Source organism: Microbacterium sp. BDGP8 (assembly GCF_029991045.1).
GTDB classification, from domain to species: domain Bacteria; phylum Actinomycetota; class Actinomycetes; order Actinomycetales; family Microbacteriaceae; genus Microbacterium; species Microbacterium plantarum.
This window is the reverse complement of record NZ_CP120712.1, coordinates 1,077,267-1,100,939: the sequence shown is the minus strand read 5'-3', so window position 1 is coordinate 1,100,939 and position 23,673 is coordinate 1,077,267. Positions and strand designations below refer to the sequence as shown.

The 23,673-nt window shown below is 70.2% G+C and carries 25 protein-coding genes; 4 read left to right on the top strand and 21 right to left on the bottom strand.

Going from position 1 to position 23,673, the window contains the following annotated elements:
- Nucleotides 1-74 precede the first annotated feature (74 nt).
- The 10 genes from pheT to infC all read right to left on the bottom strand — a co-directional run bounded on the left by pheT (nt 75) and on the right by infC (nt 9,397).
- Entirely contained in the window at nt 75-2,582 is a 2,508-nt protein-coding gene (pheT, locus tag P6897_RS05200) for a phenylalanine--tRNA ligase subunit beta (RefSeq protein ID WP_282502303.1), read from the bottom strand.
- On the bottom strand, nt 2,582-3,622 hold the full coding sequence (gene pheS / locus P6897_RS05195) for a phenylalanine--tRNA ligase subunit alpha (protein WP_094261998.1): 1,041 nt from the start codon (nt 3,620-3,622) through the stop codon (nt 2,582-2,584). The genes pheT and pheS overlap by 1 nt, the downstream gene beginning before the upstream one ends.
- 70 nt (nt 3,623-3,692) lie before the next feature.
- Nucleotides 3,693-4,622 (bottom strand): amino acid ABC transporter permease, encoded by a 930-nt coding sequence (locus P6897_RS05190; protein ID WP_114588012.1) that lies wholly within the window; start codon nt 4,620-4,622, stop codon nt 3,693-3,695.
- A complete protein-coding gene (locus P6897_RS05185; protein ID WP_112613805.1) occupies nt 4,619-5,266 on the bottom strand; it encodes an amino acid ABC transporter permease in 648 nt (215 codons plus the stop codon). Before P6897_RS05185 ends, P6897_RS05190 begins: the two co-directional genes overlap by 4 nt.
- 70 nt (nt 5,267-5,336) lie before the next feature.
- Nucleotides 5,337-6,248: a glutamate ABC transporter substrate-binding protein gene (locus P6897_RS05180; protein WP_274177565.1), complete on the bottom strand. Its 912-nt coding sequence runs from the start codon at nt 6,246-6,248 to the stop codon at nt 5,337-5,339.
- 56 nt (nt 6,249-6,304) lie between these two features.
- Entirely contained in the window at nt 6,305-7,096 is a 792-nt protein-coding gene (locus P6897_RS05175) for an amino acid ABC transporter ATP-binding protein (protein WP_112613801.1), read from the bottom strand.
- A 113-nt stretch (nt 7,097-7,209) separates the two neighbouring features.
- The gene (locus tag P6897_RS05170) at nt 7,210-8,007 is read right to left on the bottom strand and encodes an RNA methyltransferase (RefSeq protein WP_114587965.1); all 798 of its coding nucleotides are present in this window, start codon (nt 8,005-8,007) and stop codon (nt 7,210-7,212) included.
- A gap of 78 nt (nt 8,008-8,085) precedes the next feature.
- A complete protein-coding gene (gene rplT, locus P6897_RS05165; RefSeq protein ID WP_023951735.1) occupies nt 8,086-8,466 on the bottom strand; it encodes a 50S ribosomal protein L20 in 381 nt (126 codons plus the stop codon).
- 32 nt (nt 8,467-8,498) lie between these two features.
- Complete coding sequence (gene rpmI / locus P6897_RS05160) at nt 8,499-8,693, bottom strand: 50S ribosomal protein L35 (RefSeq protein WP_005048908.1); 195 nt, start codon at nt 8,691-8,693, stop codon at nt 8,499-8,501.
- A gap of 44 nt (nt 8,694-8,737) precedes the next feature.
- Nucleotides 8,738-9,397, bottom strand: coding sequence for a translation initiation factor IF-3 (gene infC, locus P6897_RS05155; protein WP_240309666.1), 660 nt, complete (start codon nt 9,395-9,397; stop codon nt 8,738-8,740).
- A 227-nt stretch (nt 9,398-9,624) separates the two neighbouring features.
- Here infC and P6897_RS05150 point away from each other — a divergent pair, with 227 nt between their 5' ends.
- A complete protein-coding gene (locus P6897_RS05150; RefSeq protein ID WP_023951737.1) occupies nt 9,625-10,029 on the top strand; it encodes a DUF1844 domain-containing protein in 405 nt (134 codons plus the stop codon).
- 42 nt (nt 10,030-10,071) lie between these two features.
- Here the strand turns inward: P6897_RS05150 and P6897_RS05145 are convergent, their stop codons facing one another.
- From P6897_RS05145 to P6897_RS05120, 6 genes are all read right to left on the bottom strand, one after another.
- The gene (locus tag P6897_RS05145) at nt 10,072-10,854 is read right to left on the bottom strand and encodes an SseB family protein (protein WP_282502298.1); all 783 of its coding nucleotides are present in this window, start codon (nt 10,852-10,854) and stop codon (nt 10,072-10,074) included.
- Nucleotides 10,838-11,584 (bottom strand): bifunctional 1-(5-phosphoribosyl)-5-((5-phosphoribosylamino)methylideneamino)imidazole-4-carboxamide isomerase/phosphoribosylanthranilate isomerase PriA, encoded by a 747-nt coding sequence (gene priA / locus P6897_RS05140; protein ID WP_112613795.1) that lies wholly within the window; start codon nt 11,582-11,584, stop codon nt 10,838-10,840. Before priA ends, P6897_RS05145 begins: the two co-directional genes overlap by 17 nt.
- Before the next feature lie 58 nt (nt 11,585-11,642).
- Nucleotides 11,643-12,305, bottom strand: coding sequence for an imidazole glycerol phosphate synthase subunit HisH (gene hisH, locus P6897_RS05135; protein ID WP_274177563.1), 663 nt, complete (start codon nt 12,303-12,305; stop codon nt 11,643-11,645).
- The gene (hisB, locus tag P6897_RS05130; protein WP_114587968.1) at nt 12,302-12,907 is read right to left on the bottom strand and encodes an imidazoleglycerol-phosphate dehydratase HisB; all 606 of its coding nucleotides are present in this window, start codon (nt 12,905-12,907) and stop codon (nt 12,302-12,304) included. The genes hisH and hisB overlap by 4 nt, the downstream gene beginning before the upstream one ends.
- Nucleotides 12,904-13,989 (bottom strand): histidinol-phosphate transaminase, encoded by a 1,086-nt coding sequence (locus P6897_RS05125; RefSeq protein ID WP_112613789.1) that lies wholly within the window; start codon nt 13,987-13,989, stop codon nt 12,904-12,906. The genes hisB and P6897_RS05125 overlap by 4 nt, the downstream gene beginning before the upstream one ends.
- A gap of 71 nt (nt 13,990-14,060) precedes the next feature.
- Nucleotides 14,061-14,420, bottom strand: coding sequence for a LysM peptidoglycan-binding domain-containing protein (locus P6897_RS05120; protein WP_112613787.1), 360 nt, complete (start codon nt 14,418-14,420; stop codon nt 14,061-14,063).
- A gap of 256 nt (nt 14,421-14,676) precedes the next feature.
- On the opposite strand from P6897_RS05120, the gene lexA reads away from it, so the two are divergent.
- Together lexA and P6897_RS05110 are read left to right on the top strand one after the other, a co-directional pair.
- The gene (gene lexA, locus P6897_RS05115) at nt 14,677-15,342 is read left to right on the top strand and encodes a transcriptional repressor LexA (RefSeq protein WP_112613785.1); all 666 of its coding nucleotides are present in this window, start codon (nt 14,677-14,679) and stop codon (nt 15,340-15,342) included.
- A 101-nt stretch (nt 15,343-15,443) separates the two neighbouring features.
- Nucleotides 15,444-17,372, top strand: coding sequence for a prolyl oligopeptidase family serine peptidase (locus P6897_RS05110; protein WP_282502296.1), 1,929 nt, complete (start codon nt 15,444-15,446; stop codon nt 17,370-17,372).
- A gap of 119 nt (nt 17,373-17,491) precedes the next feature.
- Here the strand turns inward: P6897_RS05110 and hflX are convergent, their stop codons facing one another.
- Entirely contained in the window at nt 17,492-19,009 is a 1,518-nt protein-coding gene (hflX, locus tag P6897_RS05105) for a GTPase HflX (RefSeq protein WP_274177560.1), read from the bottom strand.
- A gap of 85 nt (nt 19,010-19,094) precedes the next feature.
- Here hflX and P6897_RS05100 point away from each other — a divergent pair, with 85 nt between their 5' ends.
- Entirely contained in the window at nt 19,095-19,736 is a 642-nt protein-coding gene (locus P6897_RS05100) for a methyltransferase (RefSeq protein WP_112613779.1), read from the top strand.
- 32 nt (nt 19,737-19,768) lie between these two features.
- On the opposite strand, the gene dapF is transcribed toward P6897_RS05100, so the two are convergent.
- From dapF to miaB, 4 genes are read right to left on the bottom strand one after another with little or no spacing between them, the layout of a single operon-like run.
- Nucleotides 19,769-20,638, bottom strand: coding sequence for a diaminopimelate epimerase (gene dapF, locus P6897_RS05095; RefSeq protein WP_274177558.1), 870 nt, complete (start codon nt 20,636-20,638; stop codon nt 19,769-19,771).
- Between the two features lie 9 nt (nt 20,639-20,647).
- Complete coding sequence (locus tag P6897_RS05090; protein ID WP_282502295.1) at nt 20,648-21,106, bottom strand: GNAT family acetyltransferase; 459 nt, start codon at nt 21,104-21,106, stop codon at nt 20,648-20,650.
- Entirely contained in the window at nt 21,103-22,107 is a 1,005-nt protein-coding gene (gene miaA / locus P6897_RS05085; RefSeq protein WP_282502294.1) for a tRNA (adenosine(37)-N6)-dimethylallyltransferase MiaA, read from the bottom strand. The genes P6897_RS05090 and miaA overlap by 4 nt, the downstream gene beginning before the upstream one ends.
- Nucleotides 22,104-23,654, bottom strand: a complete 1,551-nt coding sequence (miaB, locus tag P6897_RS05080; RefSeq protein ID WP_282502293.1) for a tRNA (N6-isopentenyl adenosine(37)-C2)-methylthiotransferase MiaB — start codon at nt 23,652-23,654, stop codon at nt 22,104-22,106. The genes miaA and miaB overlap by 4 nt, the downstream gene beginning before the upstream one ends.
- Nucleotides 23,655-23,673 lie beyond the last annotated feature (19 nt).

Genomic DNA, 23,673 nt, shown 5'->3' with positions numbered 1-23,673 from the left:
CGTCGGGCGCAGTTCCGGACGTGGAGCGCGCCCGTAACCGCGCGTGACGTCGGGAACTGCGCCCGGTACGCAGGTCAGTCGCGGATGACGGCGCCGAAACGCTCGGCCGCGACGGCGACGCCCGCGAGCTTGGCCTCGCTCGCCTCGGCCGCCGTGAGGGTGCGGTCGTCGGCGCGGAAGCGCAGCGCGAACGTCAGGCTCTTCGAGCCCTCGGGAACGCCGGCACCGCGGTAGTCGTCGACGAGACGGAGCGACTCGAGCAGCTGGCCCGCCCCCTCCGACAGCGCCGACGCGAGCGCACCCGCCGTCACGTCCGCAGGAACGACGAGCGAGACGTCCTGCGTGGCCGCCGGGTAGCCCGACAGCGACGCGACGACGACCCGCTCCCCCGCGCTCGCCAGAACGGCGTCGAGGTCGATCTCGGCGACGAGGACACGGCCCGACAGGTCGGCCGCAGCCGAGACCTCGGGATGCAGCTCCCCGGCGTAGCCGACCTCGACACCTCCGACCGTGAGCGCGGCGGCGCGACCCGGGTGCAGCGCGGCACGACGGGCCTGCGAGATCTCGATGTCGACGCCGGCCGCCGAACCGATCGCGGCGACAGCCGCAAACACGTCGCTGAGATCGGCCGCGACGGCGGCATGCCCCGGCGACTTGGGCGCCACGTTGCCGGCGACGAGCACCGCAACGTGACGCGGCTGCGGCGGGATCGACGCGTGGAGCTCCGCGAGCGTGGCGTCGTCGGGACGCGCGGCGAGCGGCGGCACCGTCGCGGTGCCGTACTGCGTGCCCGGCTCGGGGAGGAAGACGGCACCGACCTCGAAGAGGGCGAGATCGGTCAGTCCGCGCGAGACGTTGCGGTGCGCGACCTGCAGCAGGCCCGGTACGAGCGAGCGGCGCAGGTAGGGCGCCTGCCCGTCGAGCGGATTGGCGATCTTAACCGAGGGCACTTCCTCGCCCGAGGCCGAACCGTGGAGATCGTTGCTGTCTCGCGTCGTGAACGGGAACGACGGGGTCTCGACGAAGCCCGCGGCCGCGAGCGCGTTCGAAACGCGACGTCGCCCCTTCTGCGCATCCGTCAGACCGCGACCGGAGGGAGCCGTCGGGAGGACCGACGGCACGCGGTCGAGGCCGTGGATGCGCGCGACCTCTTCGGCCAGCGTCCACTTGTCGGTGAGGTCGGGGCGCCACGACGGCGGGATGACCTCCCAACCGACATCCGTGTCGGTCACCTCGGCGCCGATCGTCTCGAGCGCCGAGACGACCTCGTCGTCGGTGTAGTCGATGCCGATGAGGCCTGCGACGAAGCCGCGCGGCAGATCGATCGCCTCGAGGAACACCTCGCCGAACAGCGCGCCACCGACCGGCTCGAGCGTGCCGCCGGCGAGCTCGACCATGAGGTCGGCGACGCGGCGGGCGGCCACGAACGGCAGCAGCGGGTCGACGCCGCGCTCGAAGCGCCGCGAGGCCTCGCTCGGCAGCTTGTGCCGACGAGCGGTGCGGGCGATCGTGACGGTGTCGAAGATCGCGGCCTCGATGAGCACGTTGCGCGTCGCATCCGTCATCTCGGTCGTGCCGCCGCCCATGACGCCGGCGAGGCCGATGGGGCCCGACTCGTCGGTGATGAGCAGGTCTTCGCCGTCGAGGGTGCGCTCCTTGCCGTCGAGCGTCGTGAGCTTCTCGCCCGCCGTCGCGCGACGCACCGTGATGCCACCGGTGAGCTTGTCGAGGTCGTAGCCGTGAATCGGGTTGCCGAGCTCGAGCATCACGTAGTTGGTGATGTCGATCAGGATGCCGAGCGAGCGGATGCCGGCGAGCGTGAGACGCGCGACCATCCACGGCGGCGTCGGCCGCGACGGGTCGACGCCCGAGACGACGCGCACCGCGAACTCGGTCGCACCGACGCGGCCGCGGATCGGCGCCTGGTCGTCGACCGCGACGTCGAAGCCCGTCGCGGGGTGCTCGAGCTCGTCGAACTCGCGGAGACCAGGGTCGCGGAATGCCGCGCCGGTCGCGTGCGAGTACTCGCGCGCGATGCCCCGCACCGACAGCGCGTAGCCGCGGTCGGGGGTGACGTTGACGTCGATCGCGGCGTCGTCGAGTCCGAGCAGCGCGATCGCATCGGTGCCGACCTCCGGGTCGAGTCCGAGCTCGGTCAGACGCAGGATGCCCGAGTGCTCGTCGCCGAGGCCCAGCTCCTTCGCCGAGGCGATCATGCCGTCCGAGACGTGGCCGTACGTCTTGCGCGCCGCGATCGGGAACGGACCGGGCAGCACAGCGCCGGGAAGGGTCACGACGACCTTGTCACCCTCGAAGAAGTTGCCGGCGCCGCAGACGATGCCGCGCACGCCGCCGTTCGCCTCGCCGACATCGACCTGGCACCAGCGGATCGTCTTGCCGTTGGACTGCGGCTCGGGCTCGAACGAGACCACGCGGCCCACGACGATCGGACCGGTCAGGTCGAAACCGTGGACGTCCTCCTCCTCGAAGCCGACCGACACCAGCGCCGCGAGGATGTCCTCAGGCGCGGCATCCGCCGGTACCTCGACGTACTCACGCAACCACGACAGCGGAACGCGCATCAGACCACCATCCCGAACTGCTCGCTGAAACGCACATCGCCCTCGGCCATGTCGCGCATGTCCTTCACGTCGGAGCGGAACATCAGCGTCCGCTCGATGCCCATGCCGAAGGCGAACCCGGAGTAGACCTCGGGATCGATGCCCGCGGCACGGAGCACGTTGGGGTTCACCATGCCGCAGCCGCCCCACTCGATCCAGCGCGCTCCGCCGGCGAAGGTCGGGTGCCACAGGTCGAGCTCGGCGCTCGGCTCGGTGAACGGGAAGTAGTTGGTGCGGAAGCGCGTCTTCGCCTCGGGGCCGAACAGCTCGCGCGCCGCGTGGTCGAGGGTGCCCTTGAGGTGCGCCATCGTGATGCCCTTGTCGACGACGAGGCCCTCGAACTGCGTGAACACGGGGAGGTGGGTCGCGTCGTACTCGTCGGTGCGGAACACCCGGCCCGGCGAGAGGACGTAGATCGGGATGTCGCGCTCGAGCATCGACCGCATCTGCACGGGGCTCGTCTGCGTGCGCATGACGAGGTGCCGCGCGACCGGGTCGACGAAGAACGTGTCCTGCATCTGGCGCGCGGGATGGTCGACGTCGAAGTTCAACGAGTCGAAGTTGAACCACTCGTGCTCGAGCTCCGGCCCCTCGGCGATCTCCCAGCCCATCCCGACGAAGAGGTCGGCGACCTCCTCCTGCAGGAGCGAGATCGGATGCCGCGCCCCGACGCGTCCGCGCGGGGCGATGGCGGTGACGTCGAGCGCCTCGGCCTCGAGCTTCGCGGCCGTCTCGGCGGCGGCGAGCTCGCCCTCGCGGGCGGCGAGGGCCTGGGTGACACGGCCACGCGCCTGGCCTACGAGCTTGCCGAACTCGGCCTTCTTCTCGTTGGGCACCGACCGCAGCTGCGCGTTGAGGCGCGCGAGCGGCGACCCCTCGGCCGTGTGGGCGTTGCGGGCGGACTTCAGCTCGGCGGTGGAGGACGCGTCGGCGATGGCGGCGAGGGCCGCATCCACCGCCGCGGCGACCGCGTCAGGGGTGATCTCGGGTGCGTCGGACACGGGAGTCGAGTCTACCGGCGACGGGCCCCTCCGCTTTCGCGTGAGGGGCCCGTCGGGGTCGTGCTGTGCGTCAGGCTCCGCCCGAGCTGTTGGAGTCGTACTTGCCGATCCCCTTCTGCGTGGCGATGAGCTCGGTATCGGTCGTCGGCGCCACCGGGTGGTGCAGCGGGTCGACAGCAGCTGCGCCGCCGCCTGGGGTGCGCGGCGACCGCGAGAGGCGCTTCTCGAGGAAGCTGGCGAACCACGACAGCAGCAGGCACATCACGATGTAGATCGCGCCGATGACGATGCCCGCCTGGAGGATCGGGCGCCCCGGCTGGGAGGTCAGCTGCTTGGCGTAGTACAGCAGCTCGGGATAGGTGATGATGAAGCCGAGCGCGGTGTCCTTCAGCGTCACGACGAGCTGCGCGACGATGACGGGCAGCATGGCCCGAACCGCCTGCGGCAGCAGGACGAGGCGCATGACGCCGCTCTTGCGCAGACCGATCGCGTAGCCGGCCTCCTTCTGTCCGCGCGGCAGCGACTCGATGCCGGCGCGCAGGGCCTCCGCCAGCACGGAGCCGTTGTAGGCGACGAGGGCGATGACCACGGCCCAGTACGGCTCCATGCGGATGCCGAGCGTCGGCAGCCCGTAGTACATCAGCATCATGAAGATCAGCACCGGCACGGCCCGGAACGCCTCGATGACGACGCCGAAGGGAATCCGCACCCACGCATGATCCGACAGGCGGCCGATCGCGAGAACGAAGCCGAGCGCCAGGGCACCGACGGCCGCGAGCCCGAAGGCCGCGAGCGTGTTGCCAAGCGCCCTGAGGATGCCGAGCCACACGTTGCTGAACGTGAAGATGTACCACTTGTCGGCGGAGAACTGACCGCTCACCGCGAAGCGGAAGACCACGAATCCGATCGCCGCGGCGACCAGGAGGATGGTGACGATGCCGAGGATGCGGTTGCGCAGGATCGCGCGGGGCCCCGGGACGTCGTACAGGACGGAAGTCATCGCGCGATCCTCCACTTGTTCTCGAGTCGTCGCTGCACGGCACTGAGGACCAGCACCAGGGCGACGAAGACGACGGCGACCCAGAGCAGCACGGTCAGGGCGTTCTCGCCGCGCTCGCTCAGGTTCGCGCGGATGGCGCCGAGCTCGACCACGGAGAAGCCGGCAGCGACCGTGGTGTTCTTCAGCAGCGCGATGAAGACGCTCATCATCGGCGGCACGACCGACCGGAAGGCCTGCGGCATGACGACGAGCGTCATGACCTGGCCGAACGTGAGCCCGATCGCTCGGGCCGCCTCGGCCTGGCCGACCGGCACGGTGTTGATTCCCGCGCGGATGACCTCGGCGACGTAGGTCGCGGTATAGATACCCAGCGCCCAGACGCCGAGCACCGTGAAGCCGGGGTTCGGCAGGTCGAGCTGCGGGTAGCCGAACGCGAAGAAAAAGAAGACGAGCGTCAGCGGGGTGTTGCGGATGGTGTTGACGTAGACCGTGCCGAAGGCGCGCGCCACCGGAATCGGCGAGACGCGCATGGCGCCGATCAGGGTGCCGAGGACCAGGGCGATCGCTCCGCCGGCGAAGAACAGCAACAGGGTGTTGCCGAGAGCCTCGCCCCAGAGGTCGAGGTTGTCGGTGATGACGCCCACATCGTCTCCTTGGATGGTGCGGGGCGGGGACGCGTACGCCCCCGCCCCGTGGTCATGGTGTCAGTGCGACTCAGTACGCGTCGACCGCAGGCTGCTCGACCGTGATCCCGGACTGACCGAGGTTCTTGTCGAAGATGCCCTGCCACACGTCGCCGCCGTCGGTGAGCAGCTCGTTGATGTGCGCGCGGAACGCATCGTCGCCCTTACGCAGGCCCACGCCGTACTTCTCCTCGCTGAAGGGCTCGCCGACGACCTTGATCTCATCGGGGTACTGCGCCGCGTAACCGATCAGGATCGCCTGGTCGGTCGTGACGGCGTCGACGGTGCCGTTGATGAGCGCGTCGACGCATGCCGAGTAGAGGTCGAACTCCTCGGTGGGAACCTCGGGGTAGTTCGTCTTGATGTTCTGGATGGGCGTCGAACCGGTCGCCGAGCACACGCGCGTGTTCTCGTTGAGGTCGTCCTCGCTCGCGATGTCGCTGTCCGCGGCGACCAGCAGGCCCTGGCCCGTGATGAAGTACGGACCGGCGAAGTCGATCTGCTGCTTGCGCGCGTCGGTGATTGAGTAGGTGCCGACGTAGTAGTCGACGTCGCCGTTCACGATGGCCTGCTCACGGTTGGCCGACGCGATCGCCTTGAACTCGATCTTGTCCTCGTCGTAGCCGAGGGATGCCGCGATCCACCGTGCGATGTCGACGTCGAAGCCGCTGCGCTCGTTGGACGTCGCGTCGAGGAAGCCGAGACCGGGCTGGTCCTCCTTGACGCCGACGATCACCTTGTCGCGCGACTGGATCGCGTCGAACGTCGGGCTGCCCTCGAGCGAGACGTCGGAGGCGACCTCCCACAGGGCTTCGTTGCTGTCGCCGCCGTCACCGCCGGCGGCGCCGCCGGGCGAGGTGGGCGAGCCGCTGTTGCAGCCGGTCAGAGCGATCGCAGCGATGGCGACACCGGCGAAGGCGCCGGTGATTCGTGTCTTGCGCATGTGGTCCTCCTGGTTGGGGCTTCCGCGCCCGGTGCAGAGCGCGGAGGTCGGTGGTCTCAGTGGGTGATGAGCTTGGAGAGGAAGTCCTTGGCACGGTCGCTCCGGGGCGACGTGAAGAACTGCTCGGGAACGGCCTCTTCGACGATCTGGCCGTCGGCCATGAAGACGACGCGGTCGGCGGCCTTGCGGGCGAAGCCCATCTCGTGCGTGACGACGATCATCGTCATGCCGTCCTGCGCGAGGCCGACCATGACGTCGAGCACCTCGTTGATCATCTCGGGGTCGAGCGCGCTCGTGGGCTCGTCGAAGAGCATCACCTTCGGCTTCATCGCCAGCGCGCGGGCGATCGCGACGCGCTGCTGCTGCCCGCCCGACAGTTGCGCCGGCAGCTTGTCGGCCTGGTGCCCCACGCCGACTCGGTCGAGCAGCTCACGGGCGAGCTTCTCGGCCTCGGCCTTCTTCATGCCCTTGACCTTGATCGGACCGAGCGTGACGTTCTCGAGGATCGTCAGGTGGGCGAAGAGGTTGAACGACTGGAAGACCATCCCCACGTCGGCGCGGAGCGCCGCGAGAGCCTTGCCCTCGGACGGCAGCTTCTCGCCGTCGATCGTGATCGTGCCCTCGCTGATGGTCTCGAGGCGGTTGATCGTGCGGCAGAGGGTCGACTTACCCGAGCCCGAGGGACCGATGACGACAACGACCTCGCCGCGGTTGACGGTCAGGTCGATGTCCTTCAGAGCCTGGAACGAGCCGTAGTGCTTCTGCACGCCCTCGATCACCACGAGCGGGTCGCCGCGGCGCACCGAGATGTTCGACGTCGGGGGCGCCGGGTTTTCGGGAGTCGTCATAAGAGATCACATTAAGAGCACTCCCCCGCCCTGGACCCCGCGGAACGCACCGAGTCACCGATCTGTAACAGAATCGGAATACACGGCGCATCCGGCTGGCGTCGTCGACGGGTTCAGCCGGCGCGCTGGGCGAACGCGGTCTCGTAGAGGCACACGCTCGCGGCGGTCGCCAGGTTGAGCGACTCGGCGGCGCCGTAGATCGGCAGCCGCAGCGCGAGGTCGGCCTGGGCCAGGGCCTCGTCGGCCAGGCCGCGCGCCTCGTTGCCGAAGAGCCACGCCGTGGGCTCCGCGAGCGTCGCACGGTGGTCGAGGAACTCCTCGCCCTTGACGTCCGCGGCGACGACTCGCAGTCCCGCCTCGTGCGCCCGCGCCACGGCGGCGTCGAGCTCGACACCGAGCACGATCGGCAGGTGGAACAGCGACCCGGTGGTCGAGCGCACCACCTTGGGGTTGTAGGGATCGACGGTGCGACCCGTCAAGACGACGGCATCCGCACCGGCGGCATCCGCGGCTCGGATGATGGTGCCGAGGTTGCCGGGGTCGCGCACCTCTTCGCAGATCGCGACGAGGCGGGGACCGGCGGCGAAGATGTCACGCAGCGACGACGGCGACTGACGCGCGACGGCGACGATGCCCTGGGGCGTGACGGTGTCGGCCATCGCCTCGAGCACGGCCTCGCTCGCCGAGACGACGGCGACGCCGGCCTTCTCGGCGTTCGCAGCCAGTTCGGGATGCCGCTCGATCGCGCCAGGTGTCGCGAAGACCTCGACCAGGGTGTCGGGACGGTACGCGAGCGCCTCCCGCGCGGCCTGCGGACCCTCGAGCAGGAACAGACCGGTCTCCTGACGCGCGCTGCGCTTGGTCAGCTTGGCGACGGCGCGAACGCGGGGCGAGCGGGGGTTCTCGAGCACGTTTTCAGCATACGGCGAAGGGGCGCCCTCCTCTCGGAGGACGCCCCTTCGTGCGGTGCGTGGAACGCGAAGACCCGATCAGGCCTTGGGAGCGTTGACGTCGGCGGGCAGCGCGCCCTTGGCCGTCGCCACGAGCGACGCGAAGACGGCGGGCTCGTTCACGGCGAGCTCGGCGAGCATACGACGGTCGACCTGCACACCCGCGAGGCCGAGGCCCTGGATGAAGCGGTTGTACGTGATGCCGTTCTGACGGGCAGCGGCGTTGATGCGCTGGATCCACAGACGGCGGAAGTCGCCCTTGCGCTTGCGACGGTCGCGGTACGCGTAGACGAGCGAGTGGGTGACCTGCTCCTTCGCCTTGCGGTACAGGCGCGAACGCTGTCCGCGGTAACCGGAGGCGCGCTCGAGGATGACGCGACGCTTCTTGTGGGCGTTTACTGCCCGCTTGACTCTAGCCATTTCGTTTGTTTCCTATTCGTGCGCAGCAGCGCTCAGATGCCGAGGAGCTTCTTGGCGACCTTCGCGTCGCCGGGAGCCAGGATCTTGTCGGCCGACAGGCGGCGCGTGCGCTTGGTGGGCTTGCCTTCGAAGTTGTGGCGGAGGTTCGCCTGCTGCTTCTTGATCTTTCCGCTGCCGGTGACCTTGAAGCGCTTCTTGGCACCCGAGTGGGTCTTCTGCTTCGGCATGTCTCTTCCTTCGTTGTGTTTCCCGCGAGGCGGGAGTCTGGGGGCTACTCCGCCGAGGCGGGAGCGGCGTCTTCGGTCGCGGGTGCGTCGCCGGAGCGGGCCTGGCGTGCTGCCTCCTTGTTGGCGGCACGCTGGGCGTTCTGCTCGGTCTTCACCTCGGACTTGTTCTTGTGCGGCGCGATGACCATCACCATGTTGCGGCCGTCGATCGTCGGGTTCGACTCGACGGTGCCGAGCTCGGCGACATCCTCGGCGAACTTGCGGAGCAGGCGCACACCCTGCTCGGGACGCGACTGCTCGCGACCGCGGAACAGGATCATCGCCTTCACCTTGTCGCCCGCCTGGAGGAAGCCCTCGGCGCGCTTGAGCTTGGTGATGTAGTCGTGCGCCTCGATCTTCAGGCGGAAACGGACCTCCTTGAGGACCGTGTTGGCCTGATTGCGGCGCGTTTCCTTGGCCTTCTGAGCCGCTTCGTACTTGAACTTGCCGTAGTCCATGATCTTGACCACGGGCGGCTTCGAGTTCGGGGCGACCTCGACGAGGTCGAGTTCGGCCTCCTGCGCCAGACGCAGGGCGACCTCGATACGGACGACGCCGACCTGCTCTCCAGCGGGGCCGACGAGGCGAACCTCGGGGACGCGGATGCGGTCGTTGGTGCGGGGATCGCTGATGTGCGGAACTCCTGTTCGTGCGGTGGTGGCCACCGGGACGCGAGGACGCGACCCGGGCGGAAGAGCATCGCATCCACCCCGCACGACGCGCGTGCGTCGGCATTCGTGTTCCGCACCCTGACTACCCCGGCCGCGGTGAGACGGACGGAGCGGAGTGCATGACCCGGTAGCCTGGAACGGCAAGCGCGGGTGGGATGTGATCCTCTTTCGATCCGGAGTAGAACACTCCGGTGCCCGCACAGTCTAGCAGAGAGCGACACGTGGACACGAACCCCGCCGACAACAGCACTTTCACCGACGACGAGGCTCGTCGCCAGCGGTGGGAGGAGCAGGAGCGCGCGGCCTCGGCCGCGACCCGCGACATCGCCGACGTGCCGGCGGTCGAGGTCATCACCACCGCCGCCGTGCACCTCATGAGCGCCGCCGCCGTCAAGGTCGGGCTCGCCGACGACCCGGCCACCCAGCTCGACCTCGACGAGGCCCGCAAGCTCATCAACGCCCTCGCCGGGCTCATCACCGCCGGCGCTCCCGAGATCAGCGACATGCACGCGCGATCGCTGCGCGACGGCCTGCGCTCGCTGCAGCTCGCCTTCCGCGAGGCGTCGACGATCCCCGACCCGATCGGCAAGGGCCCCGGCGAGAAGTTCACCGGTCCCGTCAACTGACGAGCTCCCGGGCTCGAGCAGCGCTCGGGCCCGGCACTTCCGTCAGGAAGCGCGCACCAGCTTGACCGTCAGCGAGTCGACGAGCACCGCGATGCGGTCGTCGGCGGCCCACCGCGACGCCAGCCGCGACAGCACCGCGTCGAGCTCGGCGGCATCCAGCCCATCGATGAGATGAAGCCGGACGATCAGCTCGGGGCCGCGCATCCGGGCGGCGGGATCACCCGCCGCGACCGACAGGTCGAGCACCGCGAGCTCTCCCCCGATGCTGGCCTGGAGAGCGGTGAAGACCTCGGGCGAGGTGGGCGCCGGTTCCCAGGGCAGTCCCTGTCCGATCGCCCAGACGGCGGGGCGTCGCAGCACGAACTCGGTCTCGGAGCCCGGGTCGATCACGATCAGGTCGGTGTCATCGGACGCCGCCGCCATCGCCGTGCGCACCCCGTCGGCCGGAACCGGACGCGCGACGGCATCCCACCGCGCGAGTGCGGCCACCGACGTGAAGACCGGCAGAACGCGCCGACCGTCAGGAGCCGCGACCGTGACGATCGACAGCTCCTGGGTCTTGTCGACACGCAGCCCCGTCGGCCCGACCCCTTCGTCGCCCTTCTCGGGCACGAGCGGGATCAGCAGCCGCGCCGCGCGATACGCCTCGACGACCGCCACGGCGTCACCGGTCCCCGCGCGGAAGGCTTCGAGCGCCGCGAGCAGCGCGGGATCGGCGGAGCCGTCGTCACCGGCGTGAGGGTTCGACTCGAAGCTGCGCCCCTCCCAGGGAACGCCCGCCGAGTCGGCGGCGTGGCCGCAGCCGTCGTCAGTCTCCGGCGACATCCAGCGCCTCGGCCAGCGTGAACGCGCCGGCGTAGAGAGCCTTGCCGACGATCGCACCCTCGACGCCCAGCGGCACGAGCTCGCGCAGCGCGGCGATGTCGTCGAGGCTCGAGATACCGCCCGATGCGACCACGGGCTTGGGTGTGCGCGAGGTGATCTCGCGCAGCAGCTCGAGGTTCGGGCCCTGGAGCGTGCCGTCCTTCGTCACGTCGGTGACGACGTATCGGCTGCAGCCGGCGTCTTCGAGACGCTCGAGGACGTCCCACAGGTCGCCGCCGTCGCGGGTCCAGCCCCGGGCGGCGAGCGTCGTGCCGCGGACATCGAGTCCGACCGCGATCGCGTCGCCGTAGCGGCCGATGACATCGGCGGCCCACTCGGGGTTCTCGAGCGCGGCAGTGCCCAGGTTGATGCGCGTCGCACCGCTCTCGAGCGCGGCCTCGAGCGTCGCATCGTCGCGGATGCCGCCCGACAGCTCGATCTGCACACCCTTGACCTGCTTGATGACCTTGCGGAGCACGGCGGTGTTGTTGCCCCGGCCGAAGGCCGCGTCGAGGTCGACGAGATGGATCCACTGCGCACCCTGCTTGGCCCAGGCGAGCGCCGCGTCGACGGGGTCGCCGTAGGTCGTCTCGCTGCCGGCCTCGCCCTGGGTCAGGCGCACGGCCTTCCCGTCGGCGACGTCGACGGCGGGCAGGAGGATCAGTTCGGGGGTGGACGCGAAGTCGTTCATCACATTCCAGGGGTGGGTCGGGATGCACGCTCGTCCACGCGAGCGCACCAGAGGGAGACTAGTGGCGCGGTAGGGCACCGATCCAATTGGCGAGGAGACGGATGCCGGCGGCCCCCGACTTCTCGGGGTGGAACTGCGTCGCCGAGAGCGGCCCGTTCTCGACGGCCGCGAGGAAGGGCGCGCCGTAGTCGCACCAGGTCAGCACGGGCTCGGCGAAGGGCTTCATGACCTCGAGGCTCCAGTCCTGGGCACCGTACGAGTGCACGAAGTAGAAGCGCTCGTCCTCCAGACCGTTGAACAGCGTCGACCCTGCGCCCGCGCGCACGGTGTTCCAGCCCATGTGGGGCAGCACGGGTGCCTGCAGCTCGGTGACGGTGCCCGGCCACTGCCCGAGGCCCTCGGTGTCATCGCCGCGCTCGACGCCGTTGCCAAACATGATCTGCATGCCGACGCAGATGCCCAGCACCGGGCGCCCCCCGGCCAGGCGCCGCTCGATGATCTCGTCGCCGCGGCTCTCGCGCAGGGCGGCCATGACCGCACTGAACGCACCGACGCCGGGAACCAGAAGACCGTCCGCATCGCGGATGAGACCACGATCGGACGTCAGTCGGGCGTCCGCACCCGCGGCGGAGAGGGCCTTGACGGCCGAGTGGATGTTGCCCGAGCCATAATCGAGGACGGCGACGAGCGGCGCGCGTCCGGTCGTGTCACCCTCGGTCATAGGGCGCCCTTCGTGCTGGGGATGCCGTGCACGAGCGGATCGAGCGCCTTGGCCTGCCGGAAGGCACGGGCGAAGGCCTTGTACTCCGCCTCGGCGATGTGGTGCGGGTCGCGTCCGCCGAGCACGCGGACGTGCATCGTCAGGCCCGCGTTGAACGCGATCGCCTCGAACGTGTGCCGCACGAGCGACCCCGTGAAGTGCCCGCCGATGAGGTGGTACTCGTATCCCTCGGGCTCTCCCGTGTGCACGAGGTAGGGACGCCCGGAGATGTCGACGACAGCCTGCGCGAGCGCCTCGTCGAGGGGCACGAGCGCATCGCCGTAGCGGGATATGCCCGACTTGTCGCCCAGCGCAGAGCGCAGCGCCTGCCCGAGCACGATCGCCACATCCTCGACCGTGTGGTGCGCGTCGATGTGCGTGTCGCCCGTCGCGCGTACAGTCAGGTCGGTGAGCGAGTGCTTCGCGAACGCCGTCAGCAGATGATCGAAGAACGGCACGGTCGTCTCGATCGTGCTGATCCCGGTCCCGTCGAGGTCGAGCTCGAGTTCGACACTCGACTCGCTCGTGGCACGACGGATGCTGGCCGTTCGGGGGCTGGTCATGCCTCCGAGTCTATCGACGCCAGTGCTTCGAGGAACGCGGTCGTCTCGTCTTCCGTACCGGCACTGACGCGCAGGCTGTGCGGGATGCCGACGTCGCGGACGAGGATGCCGCGATCGTAGAGCGCCTGCCAGGTGGCGCGCGGGTCGTCGACCCCGTCGAACAGGACGAAGTTCGTCCAGCTCTCGTAGGCGTGGTACCCGAGGGCATCGAGCGTCGCCGACATCCGATCGCGCTGCGCGACGATCTCGTCCACCATCCGGAGCATCGTCGACGAGTGCGACAGCGCGGCTGTCGCGGCCGCCTGCGTGAGGGCGCTGAGGTGGTACGGCAGGCGGACAAGACGCAGAGCGTCGATGAGGGTCGCGTCGGCGGCGAGATAGCCGACGCGCGCACCGGCGAAGGCGAACGCCTTGCTCATCGTGCGCGAGACGACCAGGCGCTCCCGCTCGCCGAGCAGCGTCAGCGCGGAGGGGCTCTCGCGCGGCGCGAACTCCTGATAGGCCTCGTCGACGATCACGATTCCGTCGGTGGCGTCGTACACCGCCTCGATGACGTCGAGACCGAGCGGCGTGCCGGTCGGGTTGTTGGGCGCGCAGAGGAAGACGACGTCGGGGCGTAGTTCGGAGACTTGTGCCGCGGCGGAGGCCGGGTCGAGCGTGAAGTCGGGGCCGCGCGTGCCCGCGACGTACTGCGCGCCGGTGGCTCGCGTCAGCAGCGGGTACATCGAGTACGTGGGGCCGAAGCCCATGGCGGTGCGCCCCGGGCCGCCGAAGGCCTGGAGCAGGTGCTGCAGCACCTCGTTCGATCCGTTCGCGGCCCAGATGCGATCGGGGGTGAGGCCGTGACCGAGGTACTCGGCGAAGGACTCGCGGAGGTGCGTGAACTCGCGGTCGGGATAGCGGTTGACGTCGCGCAGGGCACGGGCGACGGCATCCAGGATGTCGTCTGCGACCTCTTCGGGAACGGGATGCGTGTTCTCGTTGACGTTCAGCGCGACCGGAAGCGGCGCCTGCGGGGCGCCGTACGGGGTGAGGCCTCGCAGATCGTCTCTGAGGGGCAGATCATCCAGACTCGGGCTCATCCCACCCATGCTAGGCCGCGTCCGAGTCCGGCGTGGCCGCACCCCAGCTTCTGCGCCGAAGACGGCGGGCTTCAGCTCGCGGCGTCGTACTCGGCGGGGATGGCGAGTGTCTGGCCTGCCTCGAGCTGACCAGAGCCGAGGGCGTTCAGCCGGATGATGGCGTCGACGACGTCACGGGGGTCGGCGGCCGGCGCCACCTCTTCAGCGATCGACCAGAGCGATTCGCCCGACATGACGGTCACCGTCGTGAACGACCCCTCGGGCGCGCCCGCCTCGTTGGACGCGAGTGCTCCCCCGCCGGAGAGCACGGCAGCGGTGACGGCGACGACGGCGGGAAGCGCGGCGATCGCTGCGATGACGCGGCGTCCACGGCGCGTCAGGCGCAGACGGGTGCGGGGGGCCGGTGCGAAGCGGGCATCGATCGTGGTCATGACATCTCCTCGGGAGCGGTAGGAAGATTCGCTCCCGCCTCTCGGCCGGGAGAGACGGGTGCGAACTTCGGTTCCGAACGTATCTTCGATATTGTGTGGTGTCAACCACCCACCGAAATCGGAGACCGATCGAAGAGACACGCGGAGCGTTCCGTGATGTCGCTGTCGGATCGGGCTACCTTTTCGACAGCGAGAGCCCACCATGAACCTCCGACATCGGGTCGGGGACGGGGCGCGACGACAGGAGACCGGCGGTATGAGCGAGAAGCCGCAGACGCGACGACGCAAGAATCTGAGCGATAAGCAGCTCGCGATCCTCGAGGTGATCCAGCACGCGATCGCCCGCAACGGCTACCCGCCGAGCATGCGCGAGATCGGCGACGCCGTCGGCCTCAAGTCGCTGTCGAGCGTCACCCACCAGCTGAACCAGCTCGAGCTGAGCGGATACCTCCGCCGCGACCCCGGCAAGACCCGCGCGATGGAGGTCCTCATCGACCTCCCCGGCACGGCCGGCGAGAACCCCGCCGACGCCGCGCCCGCCCTCGGCGACGCCGCCCTCGTGCCGCTCGTGGGCCGCATCGCGGCGGGCGTCCCGATCACCGCCGACCAGCAGGTCGAGGAGATCTTCCCCCTGCCGCGTCAGCTCGTCGGCAAGGGCGAGCTGTTCATGCTCAAGGTCGTCGGCGACTCCATGATCGACGCCGCCATCTGCGACGGCGACTGGGTCGTCGTGCGGGCACAGGCGACCGCCGACAACGGCGAGATCGTCGCGGCCATGCTCGACGGCGAGGCCACCGTCAAGACGCTCCGTCAGCGCGACGGCCACACCTGGCTCCTCCCCCGCAACTCGGCGTTCGAGCCGATCCTCGGCGATGACGCCACCATCCTCGGCAAGGTCGTCGCCGTCCTCCGCACGGTCTGACCTCGCCGCACCGACGGAACTGCGGGAGGGGATGCCGCGACTCGGCGGCATCCCCTCCCGTCGTCCGGCACGACCCGGATCCGCTCGCGTAGCGTGACGGTATGTCGCAGCAGCAACTCCCGTACGGTTCTTGGCCCTCCCCCCTGACCGCCTCGTGGGCCAGCGCGTCCTCGTTGCGCCTCGACGGCGCGCGCTTTGTCGGGGATGAGATCTGGTGGGGCGAATCCCTTCCCGATGAGGCCGGTCGCGTCGCCGTCATGCGCCGCCGCCGCGACGATTCTGTGGAGGTCGTCCTCCCCGCGCCCGGGAACGCGCGATCGCGTGTGCACGAGTATGGCGGCGGCGCCTGGACGGCGTCCGACGACGGCGAGCTGTTCTTCGTCGACAAGTCGGACCAGCGCATTCGACGCCTCCGCCCGGGCGGCGAGCCCGAGGCGCTCACCCCAGAGGAGAGCGGCACCCACTACGGCGGTCTCCGCTGGCAGCACGGCGCGCTTCTCGCGGTGCGCGAGCGCGAGCGCCCGGGGCGCACTCCCGAACGACACATCGTGCGGATCGACGGCGCGAGCAGCGATGAGAACGCCGCGAGCGGCGACGAAGCGGGAGTGACGGAGCTCGCCGGGGGCAGCGACTTTGTGGCTCAGCCGGCACTGTCACCCGACGGATCACAGCTCGCGTGGGTGGCGTGGGATCACCCGGACATGCCCTGGGACCGCACCCGCATCCGTGTCATCGAGCTCGACGCCCCGGATCGTGTCCGCGAGGTGGCCGGCGGCAGCACGGCCGCGCTGCAGCCGGAATGGACATCCGACGGCCAGCTGTTGCTGCTCGACGAGCCGACGGGGCGCTGGAACCTCCATCGCGTCGACCCCGCGACCGGCGCGGCACCCGTCGCGGTCTCCCCCGCCGACGCCGACACGGGTGGTGGCCTGTGGGTCCTCGGCACCCGGTGGTACGCGCCGCTCGACGACGGCCGCGTCGTGGCCGTCCGCACGCACGGCTCGGACCAGCTCGTGATCATCGACCGCGACGGCGGCGCGATCCCTCTCCCCTTCCCCGCCACCGCTCGACTGCAGATCGAGGACGTCCGCGGCAGCCGCGCCCTCGTGAGCGGCGCCATGCCCGGGGCGAGCGGGCTCTGGCTGGTCGATCTCGACAGCGGCGAGACGACAGCGGTGCGCGGCGGTACCCCCGATATCGACGAGGCATGGATCCCCCATGCCCGTCAGATCACCACCGAGGGTCCCCACGGCCCGGTGCACGCCTTCGCCTATCCGCCGACGAACCCCGATGTCACGGCGCCGACCGACGAGCTGCCGCCGTACCTCGTCTGGGTGCACGGCGGGCCGACGTCGCACGTGGGCGGCACCGCCGACGCCAAGGCGGCCTACTTCACCAGCCGAGGCATCGGTGTGCTCGACGTGAACTACGGCGGGTCGACCGGGTACGGCCGGTCGTACCGTGAACGGCTGAAGGGCCAGTGGGGCGTCGTCGACGTCGATGACGTCGCGGCGGCGGCACGCGGCCTCGCCGCCGACGGACTCGCCGATGCGTCACGGCTCGCGATCGAGGGCGGGTCGGCCGGTGGCTGGACCGTGTTGGCGGCGCTCGTCGGCACGGACGTGTTCGGCGCGGGCGTCTCGCGCTACGGCGTCGGCGATGCCCGCGCCCTCGCGGCCGAGACCCACGACTTCGAGGCGCGCTACCTCGACGGCCTGATCGGTCCCCTTCCCGAAGCGGAGCACGTGTACATCGAGCGCTCGCCGCTGAGCCACGCCGAGGGGTTCCGCGTGCCGCTGCTGCTTCTCCAGGGCGACGAGGACGCGGTCGTGCCGCCGGCGCAGGCCGAGGCCATCCGCGACGCACTCGTCGCGCAGGGCGTGCCCCACGCCTATGTCCTGTACGCGGGCGAGGGGCACGGGTTCCGACGGACCGAGACGATCGTGAACGCTCTGGAGAGCGAGCTGGCCTTCCTCGGTCAGGTGTTCGGTTTCGACACGCCCGGCGTCGCGCCGATCGAGCTCGACTGAGCCCGGCGACCGCCTGGCGCTGATACGCCTGTCAGGCCGGCGGTGCTGGTGAGGCCTTCCGCATCCGCGGCGGGCTCACCAGCACCGCCGAGCCTGCAGGTGTATCGCCGACCGCGGGCTCAGACGGCGTAGGGCGCGAGCTCAGCCGCGAGACGCTCGGAGACGTGCGCGTGCACGGCCGTGCCGTCCTCCTCGTGCGAGGTGGCGACGATGTGGCCACTCTCGTGCACGGCCGAGATCAGGTCGCCACGGTCGTACGGCACGAGAGCGCGCACCTCCACCGCCGGCAGCGGCAGCGCATCCTCGATCGCGGCGCGCAGCTCGTCGATGCCCTCACCCGTGCGCGACGACACGAAATGGGCCGTCGGCTCGAGCCCGCGCAGCAGCAGCCGCGCATCGTCGTCGACGAGGTCGGCCTTGTTGAACACGACGAGCTCGCGGGTGGCGCGAGCGCCCACGTCGCCCATCACGTCGCGGACGGTCGCGAGCTGCGCGGCGGGGTCGGGATGCGAGCCGTCGACGACGTGGACGATGACGTCCGCGCCCGAGACCTCCTCGAGCGTGGACCGGAACGCCTCGACGAGCTGGTGCGGGAGATTGCGGACGAAGCCGACGGTGTCGGTGAGCGTGAACACGCGCCCGTCGGCGGCCTCGGCCCGACGCACCGTGGCATCCAGCGTCGCGAACAGAGCGTTCTCGACCAGGACACCCGCGCTCGTCAGCCGGTTCAGCAGGCTGGACTTGCCGGCGTTGGTGTAACCGGCGATCGCCACTGAGGGGATCGTGTTGCGCCGACGCTCGGCCCGCTTCGCCTCGCGCGACGGCGCGAACTCCCGGATCTGCTTGCGCAGCTGCGCCATGCGGGTGCGGATGCGGCGCCGATCGAGCTCGATCTTCGTCTCACCGGGACCGCGCGAGCCCATGCCCGCACCGCCCGCGCCGACCTGGCCACCGGCCTGGCGGCTCATCGACTCGCCCCATCCGCGCAGACGCGGCAGGAGGTACTCGAGCTGTGCGAGCTCGACCTGGGCCTTGCCCTCACGACTCTTGGCGTGCTGGCTGAAGATGTCGAGGATGACCGTGGTGCGGTCGATGACCTTGACCTTCGCGACATCCTCCAGGGCGCGCCGCTGGCTCGGTGCCAGCTCGGTGTCGGCGATCACGGTGTCGGCACCGACGGCGGCGACGAGGTCGCGCAGCTCGGCTGCCTTGCCGCGTCCGATGTAGGTGGCGGGGTCAGGATGCGGTCGCCGCTGCAGAACGCCGTCGAGCACGACCGCACCGGCGGTCTCGGCCAGGGCCGCGAGCTCGCGCAGCGAGTTCTCCGCGTCCTCGTGCGACCCCTGGGGATACACGCCGACGAGCACGACGTTCTCGAGTCGCAGCTGTCGGTACTCGACCTCGGTGACGTCCTCGAGCTCTGTGGACAGACCGGGGACACGGCGCAGCGCCGCGCGCTCCTCGCGATCCCACTGGTCGCCGTCGGTGTCTCCGTACGACACCGTCGACTCATCCTGCAGCGCCTGCGCGCCGCCGAAGACGCGGATCGACGAGCGCGTCTCCGCGCTCGCGAGCACGCGATCGACCGGGTCCACCGCGATGTCGCCGTCGCCGTCGGGGGTGGTGATATGCGTCATAACTCTCTTCCCGGGATGCCCGTGCCCGGGCATCCGTGAATTCTAGTCTCCCGCCGGTACGTCCGGCTCCGATACGCTCGGATGCATGGGGAGCGATCATTACTTCAGCGCGTCCCCGTCCAGCGAACAGAACCTCCGCCGTATCCGCGTGACCCTCGCGGGTCACGCCGTCGAGGTCACGACCGCGGGCGGGGTGTTCAGCCCTGACCACGTGGATTCGGGTACAGGGGTTCTTCTGGCCAATACTCCGCCGGCACCGTCCGGTGGTGATTTCCTCGACCTCGGCTGCGGCTGGGGGCCGATCTCGCTGTCGCTGGCTCTGGAGTCGCCTCACGCCACGGTGTGGGCCGTCGATGTCAACGAACGGGCTCTCGACCTGGTGCGACGCAACGCCGCTGATCTGGGACTCGATAACGTCAACGCCGTCCTGCCCGACGATGTTCCCGACGACGTCGTATTCCGGACCATCCGCTCCAACCCGCCGATCCGCGTGGGCAAGAACGAGCTCCACGGGATGCTGCAGCGCTGGATACCCCGTCTGGCTGAACGCAGCGACGCGTGGCTCGTCGTGCAGCGCAACCTCGGTTCGGATTCCCTCCAGCGCTGGCTGGCCGCGACGTTCGACGACGGCTACGGCGTCTCGCGCGCCGCGACCGGACGCGGATTCCGCGTGCTTCGGGTGCGCCGGCACGGCACTCCCCCGACGGGCGCGATCGAACTGCCCTGACCACGGGCCGTCCGGAAACCGCGGCGCTCGGATCAGTCGGCGAGGGTGACCTGCCCCGAGAAGACCAGCGTCGCGGGGCCCGAGAGCAGCACGTGCTCGCCATCGGCCTGCCGCACGATGCGCACGCCCAGCGTTCCGCCCGGCACGTCGACGGTCCAGCGGTCGGGTGCCGCAGCCCCGGCCCAGTGACGCACGGCCAGAGCGGATGCCGCGACCCCGGTGCCGCACGACAGGGTCTCTCCCACGCCGCGCTCGTGGACGCGCATCCGGATGGCCCCGACACCGTTCTGAACGAGCGGCTCGGCCGGAACGACGAACTCGACGTTCGCGCCGGCGGACGGACGAGGCTCGAGGGTGGGCTGTACCGTCAGGTCGAGGCCCTCGAGTTCATCCTCCCCGGCGAGCGCCACGACGACGTGGGGGTTGCCGACGTCGATCCCCTGCCCGGGGCGGGCGACGCCGAGCCCGCGTGCGCGGACGAGAACGTCGCCGTCTTCGGCCCGCCAGGTTCCGAGGTCGACCTCGAAGCCGTTGTCGACCCGGGTGATCGTCTTCACTCCGGCACGCGTGCCGATGCGGAGGCCGGCATCGATCGAGGCGAGGCCGGCGTCGGCGAGGTAGCGCGCGAAGACCCGCGTTCCGTTGCCGCACATCTCGGCCTTCGAGCCGTCGGCGTTGCGGTAGTCCATGAACCACTCAGCGCCGGCGGCAGCGGCATCCGCCCCCTCGGGGATCGCGGCCGAGCGGACGACTCGCAGCAGCCCGTCGGCGCCGATGCCGACATGGCGATCGCAGAGCGCTGCGATCTGCGCGTCGCTCAGGTCGAGGTCGCCGTCCGGGTCGGCCAGGATCACGAAGTCGTTGCCGGTGCCGTGCCCCTTGGTGAACGCGAGAGTCGCCATGAGCCCAGCTTAGGCGGGGCCGCCCGGGCCATCGACGACGAGGCGCTTGCCCGCGGACCACACGGTGAACGGCTCGTAGCCGAGCTCGTCGTAGAAGCCGCGCACCGCCTCGTTCTCAGGCCGCACCATGAGCTGCACCTTCGGACACCCCATGGCCTCGAGCAGGCGCTCGGACTCGGTGACGAGCAGGCGCCCGATGCCGAGCCCCCGGTGAGACCGAGCCGAGGCGAGGTAGTAGAGCCAGCCGCGGTGTCCGTCGTAGCCGGCCATCACGGTGCCGACGACGGCTTCAGCCGTCCCGTCGACAGGCTGATCGACGGCCACGAGGAAGAGTTCGGGCTGCAGGGTGAGTTTCCGCCTGATGTCGGCACGCGGGTCGTTCCAGGGACGGGTGAGACCGGCCTCGTGCCAGAGCCGGATGACGGCTTCTTCATCGGCGAGCGCGAATGCGCGCACGGTGATGCTCACTGTTCCTCCCCTTCCGACCGGGGCGCTGCCTCGCCCGGTCCGGCCACCGCCCCGATGAGGGACGCCGCGTCGACCTCGCGGGCGTCGACCCACCGCACGCTCTCATAGCGCTTGAACCACGAGACCTGCCGGCGCGCGTAGCGCCGCGTGAGGGCCTGCGTCTCGGCGATGGCCTCGTCCTCGCTCAGGTCGCCGCGCAGCTGCGCGAGTGCCTGCGCGTAGCCGATCGCCCGGCCCGCCGTCACACCGCGTTCGAGGCCCTGCCGTCGCAGCGCCTCGACCTCGTCGAGCAGCCCGGCAGCCCACATCCGTTCCACACGCACGTCGAGCAACGGGACGAGCTCGTCGCGCGGTACCGCCGTGCCGATGATCCGCGTCCGCGGCATCCAGAGCACCGGCGCCTCGGGCAGGGCTCCGCCGTGCGTCTGTCCACCCGATGTCAGCACCTCGAGCGCGCGCACGATGCGGCGGCCGTTCCGCGGGTCGATGCGATCGGCCGCCTCCGGGTCGGCCGCGCGCAGGCGCGCGAACAGATGTCCGGCACCGTGTCGCTCGAGTTCGTCCTCGAGAATCGCGCGCAGCCCCTCGTCGCGCGGCGGGAAGCGGAAGTCGAACAGGACGCTCGACGCATACAGCCCGGAACCGCCGACGAGGATCGCGTCGGCTCCGCGGCCGTGGATCGCCGCGATCGTGTGGCGCGCGACTTCCTGGTACCACGCGACCGCGGCGTCCTCGGTGACGGCGAGCGCATCGAACAGGTGGTGCGGGATGCCGCGGCGCTCGGTCTCGGGGAGCTTCGCCGTCCCGATGTCCATGCCGCGGTACAGCTGCATCGCGTCGACGTTGACGACCTCGGCCGGGCGGCCGCGTGCGGCGAGCGCTGCGGCGAGGTCGAGGGAGAGACCCGTTTTGCCGGTGCCCGTCGCCCCGACGACGCCCCACAGGATCGGCGCTCCGGCAGCCTCGCTGCCGCCGGCGCCCGGGCCCGAAGCTGTCGTCACACTCCGACGCGCAGGGACGGCAGTCCCAGCGAGATGGAGCGCGGACCGCCATCCGACGAGGCCGGAGCCGGCACGCCGCACGACTCGGCCAGCGAACGGTCCCACGCGTCGCCGGCTCGGGTACGGCGGACGCGCAGCGGCGAGCCGTCCGTGCTGTCGGCCAGCAGGTGGAAGGGGGCTGCGTGCGTCACCGTCACCGTCACGACATCCCCCGGTCGCGGGGTATCGGAGCCCTCCGGCACCTCGAAGTGCACGAGGCGGTTGTCTTCTGCGCGCCCCGTGAGCCGGTGCGTCTCGGCGCCCTTCTTGCCTTCGGCCGACGAGACCAGCACCTGGACCTCACGGCCGAGCTGCTTCTGGTTCTCCTCGAGCGCGATGCGGTCCTGCAGCGCGACGAGGCGCTCGTAGCGCTCCTGCACGACGGCCTTGGGCACCTGGTCGGGCATCGTCGCGGCGGGTGTGCCCTCGCGGATCGAGTACTGGAAGGTGAATGCGCTCGCGAACCGGGACTGCTCGACCACCCGCAGGGTGTCTTCGAAATCGGCGTCGGTCTCGCCGGGGAACCCGACGATGATGTCGGTCGAGATCGCCGCGTGCGGGATGCGCTCGCGCACGCGGTCGAGGATCCCCAGGAATCTCGAGCTGCGGTACGACCGGCGCATCGCCTTCAGGATGCTGTCGGAGCCCGATTGCAGCGGCATGTGCAGCTGCGGCATGACTGCCGGCGTCTCGGCCATGGCGTCGATGACGTCGTCGGTGAACGCCGCCGGATGCGGACTCGTGAAACGGATGCGCTCGAGGCCGGGGATCTCCCCCGCTGCGCGCAGGAGCTTGCCGAACGCCTGTCGGTCGCCGAACTCGACACCGTAGCTGTTCACGTTCTGGCCGAGGAGGGTGACCTCGATCGCCCCGTCGTCGACCAGCAGACGGATCTCGTTCAGGATGTCGCCGGGACGGCGGTCCTTCTCCTTGCCGCGAAGGTGCGGCACGATGCAGAACGTGCACGTGTTGTTGCATCCGACCGAGATCGACACCCAGCCGCTGTAGACCGAGTCGCGCTTCGTCGGGAGAGTCGAGGGAAAGGTCTCGAGCGATTCGAGGATCTCGAGCTCGGCCTCGCCGTTGTGCCGCGCTCGCTCGAGCAGGCCCGGGAGGGCCCCCATGTTGTGCGTCCCGAAGACGACGTCGACCCACGGCGCCTTCTGCTGGACGGCCGCCTGGTCCATCTGCGCGAGGCATCCGCCGACGGCGATCTGCATACCGTCGTGCTTGTCTTTGCGCGACTTCAGGTGCCCGAGGGTGCCGTAGAGCTTGCCGGCCGCGTTGTCGCGCACCGCGCAGGTGTTGATGACGATGACGTCGGCCTCGGTGCCGGGATCAGCCGGGAGGTATCCGGCGCTCTCGAGCGAACCCGACAGGCGCTCGGAGTCGTGGACGTTCATCTGGCAGCCGAAGGTGCGCACCTCGTACGTGCGCGGGCGGCCGTCGGCGGCGCGCGCCGCGAGCGACGGCGCGATGAGGGTGGGTGCGCTCGAGGGAGTCGACATGATTCCCTCATTCTACGAG

Bases quoted from the DNA above. Each gene is read 5' to 3' on its own strand.
- pheT (WP_282502303.1), bottom strand. From the start codon at position 2,582: ATGCGCGTTCCGCTGTCGTGGTTGCGTGAGTACGTCGAGGTACCGGCG.
- P6897_RS05190 (WP_114588012.1), bottom strand. From the start codon at position 4,622: ATGACTTCCGTCCTGTACGACGTCCCGGGGCCCCGCGCGATCCTGCGC.
- P6897_RS05180 (WP_274177565.1), bottom strand. From the start codon at position 6,248: ATGCGCAAGACACGAATCACCGGCGCCTTCGCCGGTGTCGCCATCGCT.
- P6897_RS05175 (WP_112613801.1), bottom strand. From the start codon at position 7,096: ATGACGACTCCCGAAAACCCGGCGCCCCCGACGTCGAACATCTCGGTG.
- rplT (WP_023951735.1), bottom strand. From the start codon at position 8,466: ATGGCTAGAGTCAAGCGGGCAGTAAACGCCCACAAGAAGCGTCGCGTC.
- rpmI (WP_005048908.1), bottom strand. From the start codon at position 8,693: ATGCCGAAGCAGAAGACCCACTCGGGTGCCAAGAAGCGCTTCAAGGTC.
- P6897_RS05145 (WP_282502298.1), bottom strand. From the start codon at position 10,854: ATGTCGCCGGAGACTGACGACGGCTGCGGCCACGCCGCCGACTCGGCG.
- priA (WP_112613795.1), bottom strand. From the start codon at position 11,584: ATGAACGACTTCGCGTCCACCCCCGAACTGATCCTCCTGCCCGCCGTC.
- hisH (WP_274177563.1), bottom strand. From the start codon at position 12,305: ATGACCGAGGGTGACACGACCGGACGCGCGCCGCTCGTCGCCGTCCTC.
- hisB (WP_114587968.1), bottom strand. From the start codon at position 12,907: ATGACCAGCCCCCGAACGGCCAGCATCCGTCGTGCCACGAGCGAGTCG.
- P6897_RS05125 (WP_112613789.1), bottom strand. From the start codon at position 13,989: ATGAGCCCGAGTCTGGATGATCTGCCCCTCAGAGACGATCTGCGAGGC.
- P6897_RS05120 (WP_112613787.1), bottom strand. From the start codon at position 14,420: ATGACCACGATCGATGCCCGCTTCGCACCGGCCCCCCGCACCCGTCTG.
- lexA (WP_112613785.1), top strand. From the start codon at position 14,677: ATGAGCGAGAAGCCGCAGACGCGACGACGCAAGAATCTGAGCGATAAG.
- P6897_RS05110 (WP_282502296.1), top strand. From the start codon at position 15,444: ATGTCGCAGCAGCAACTCCCGTACGGTTCTTGGCCCTCCCCCCTGACC.
- hflX (WP_274177560.1), bottom strand. From the start codon at position 19,009: ATGACGCATATCACCACCCCCGACGGCGACGGCGACATCGCGGTGGAC.
- P6897_RS05100 (WP_112613779.1), top strand. From the start codon at position 19,095: ATGGGGAGCGATCATTACTTCAGCGCGTCCCCGTCCAGCGAACAGAAC.
- dapF (WP_274177558.1), bottom strand. From the start codon at position 20,638: ATGGCGACTCTCGCGTTCACCAAGGGGCACGGCACCGGCAACGACTTC.
- miaB (WP_282502293.1), bottom strand. From the start codon at position 23,654: ATGTCGACTCCCTCGAGCGCACCCACCCTCATCGCGCCGTCGCTCGCG.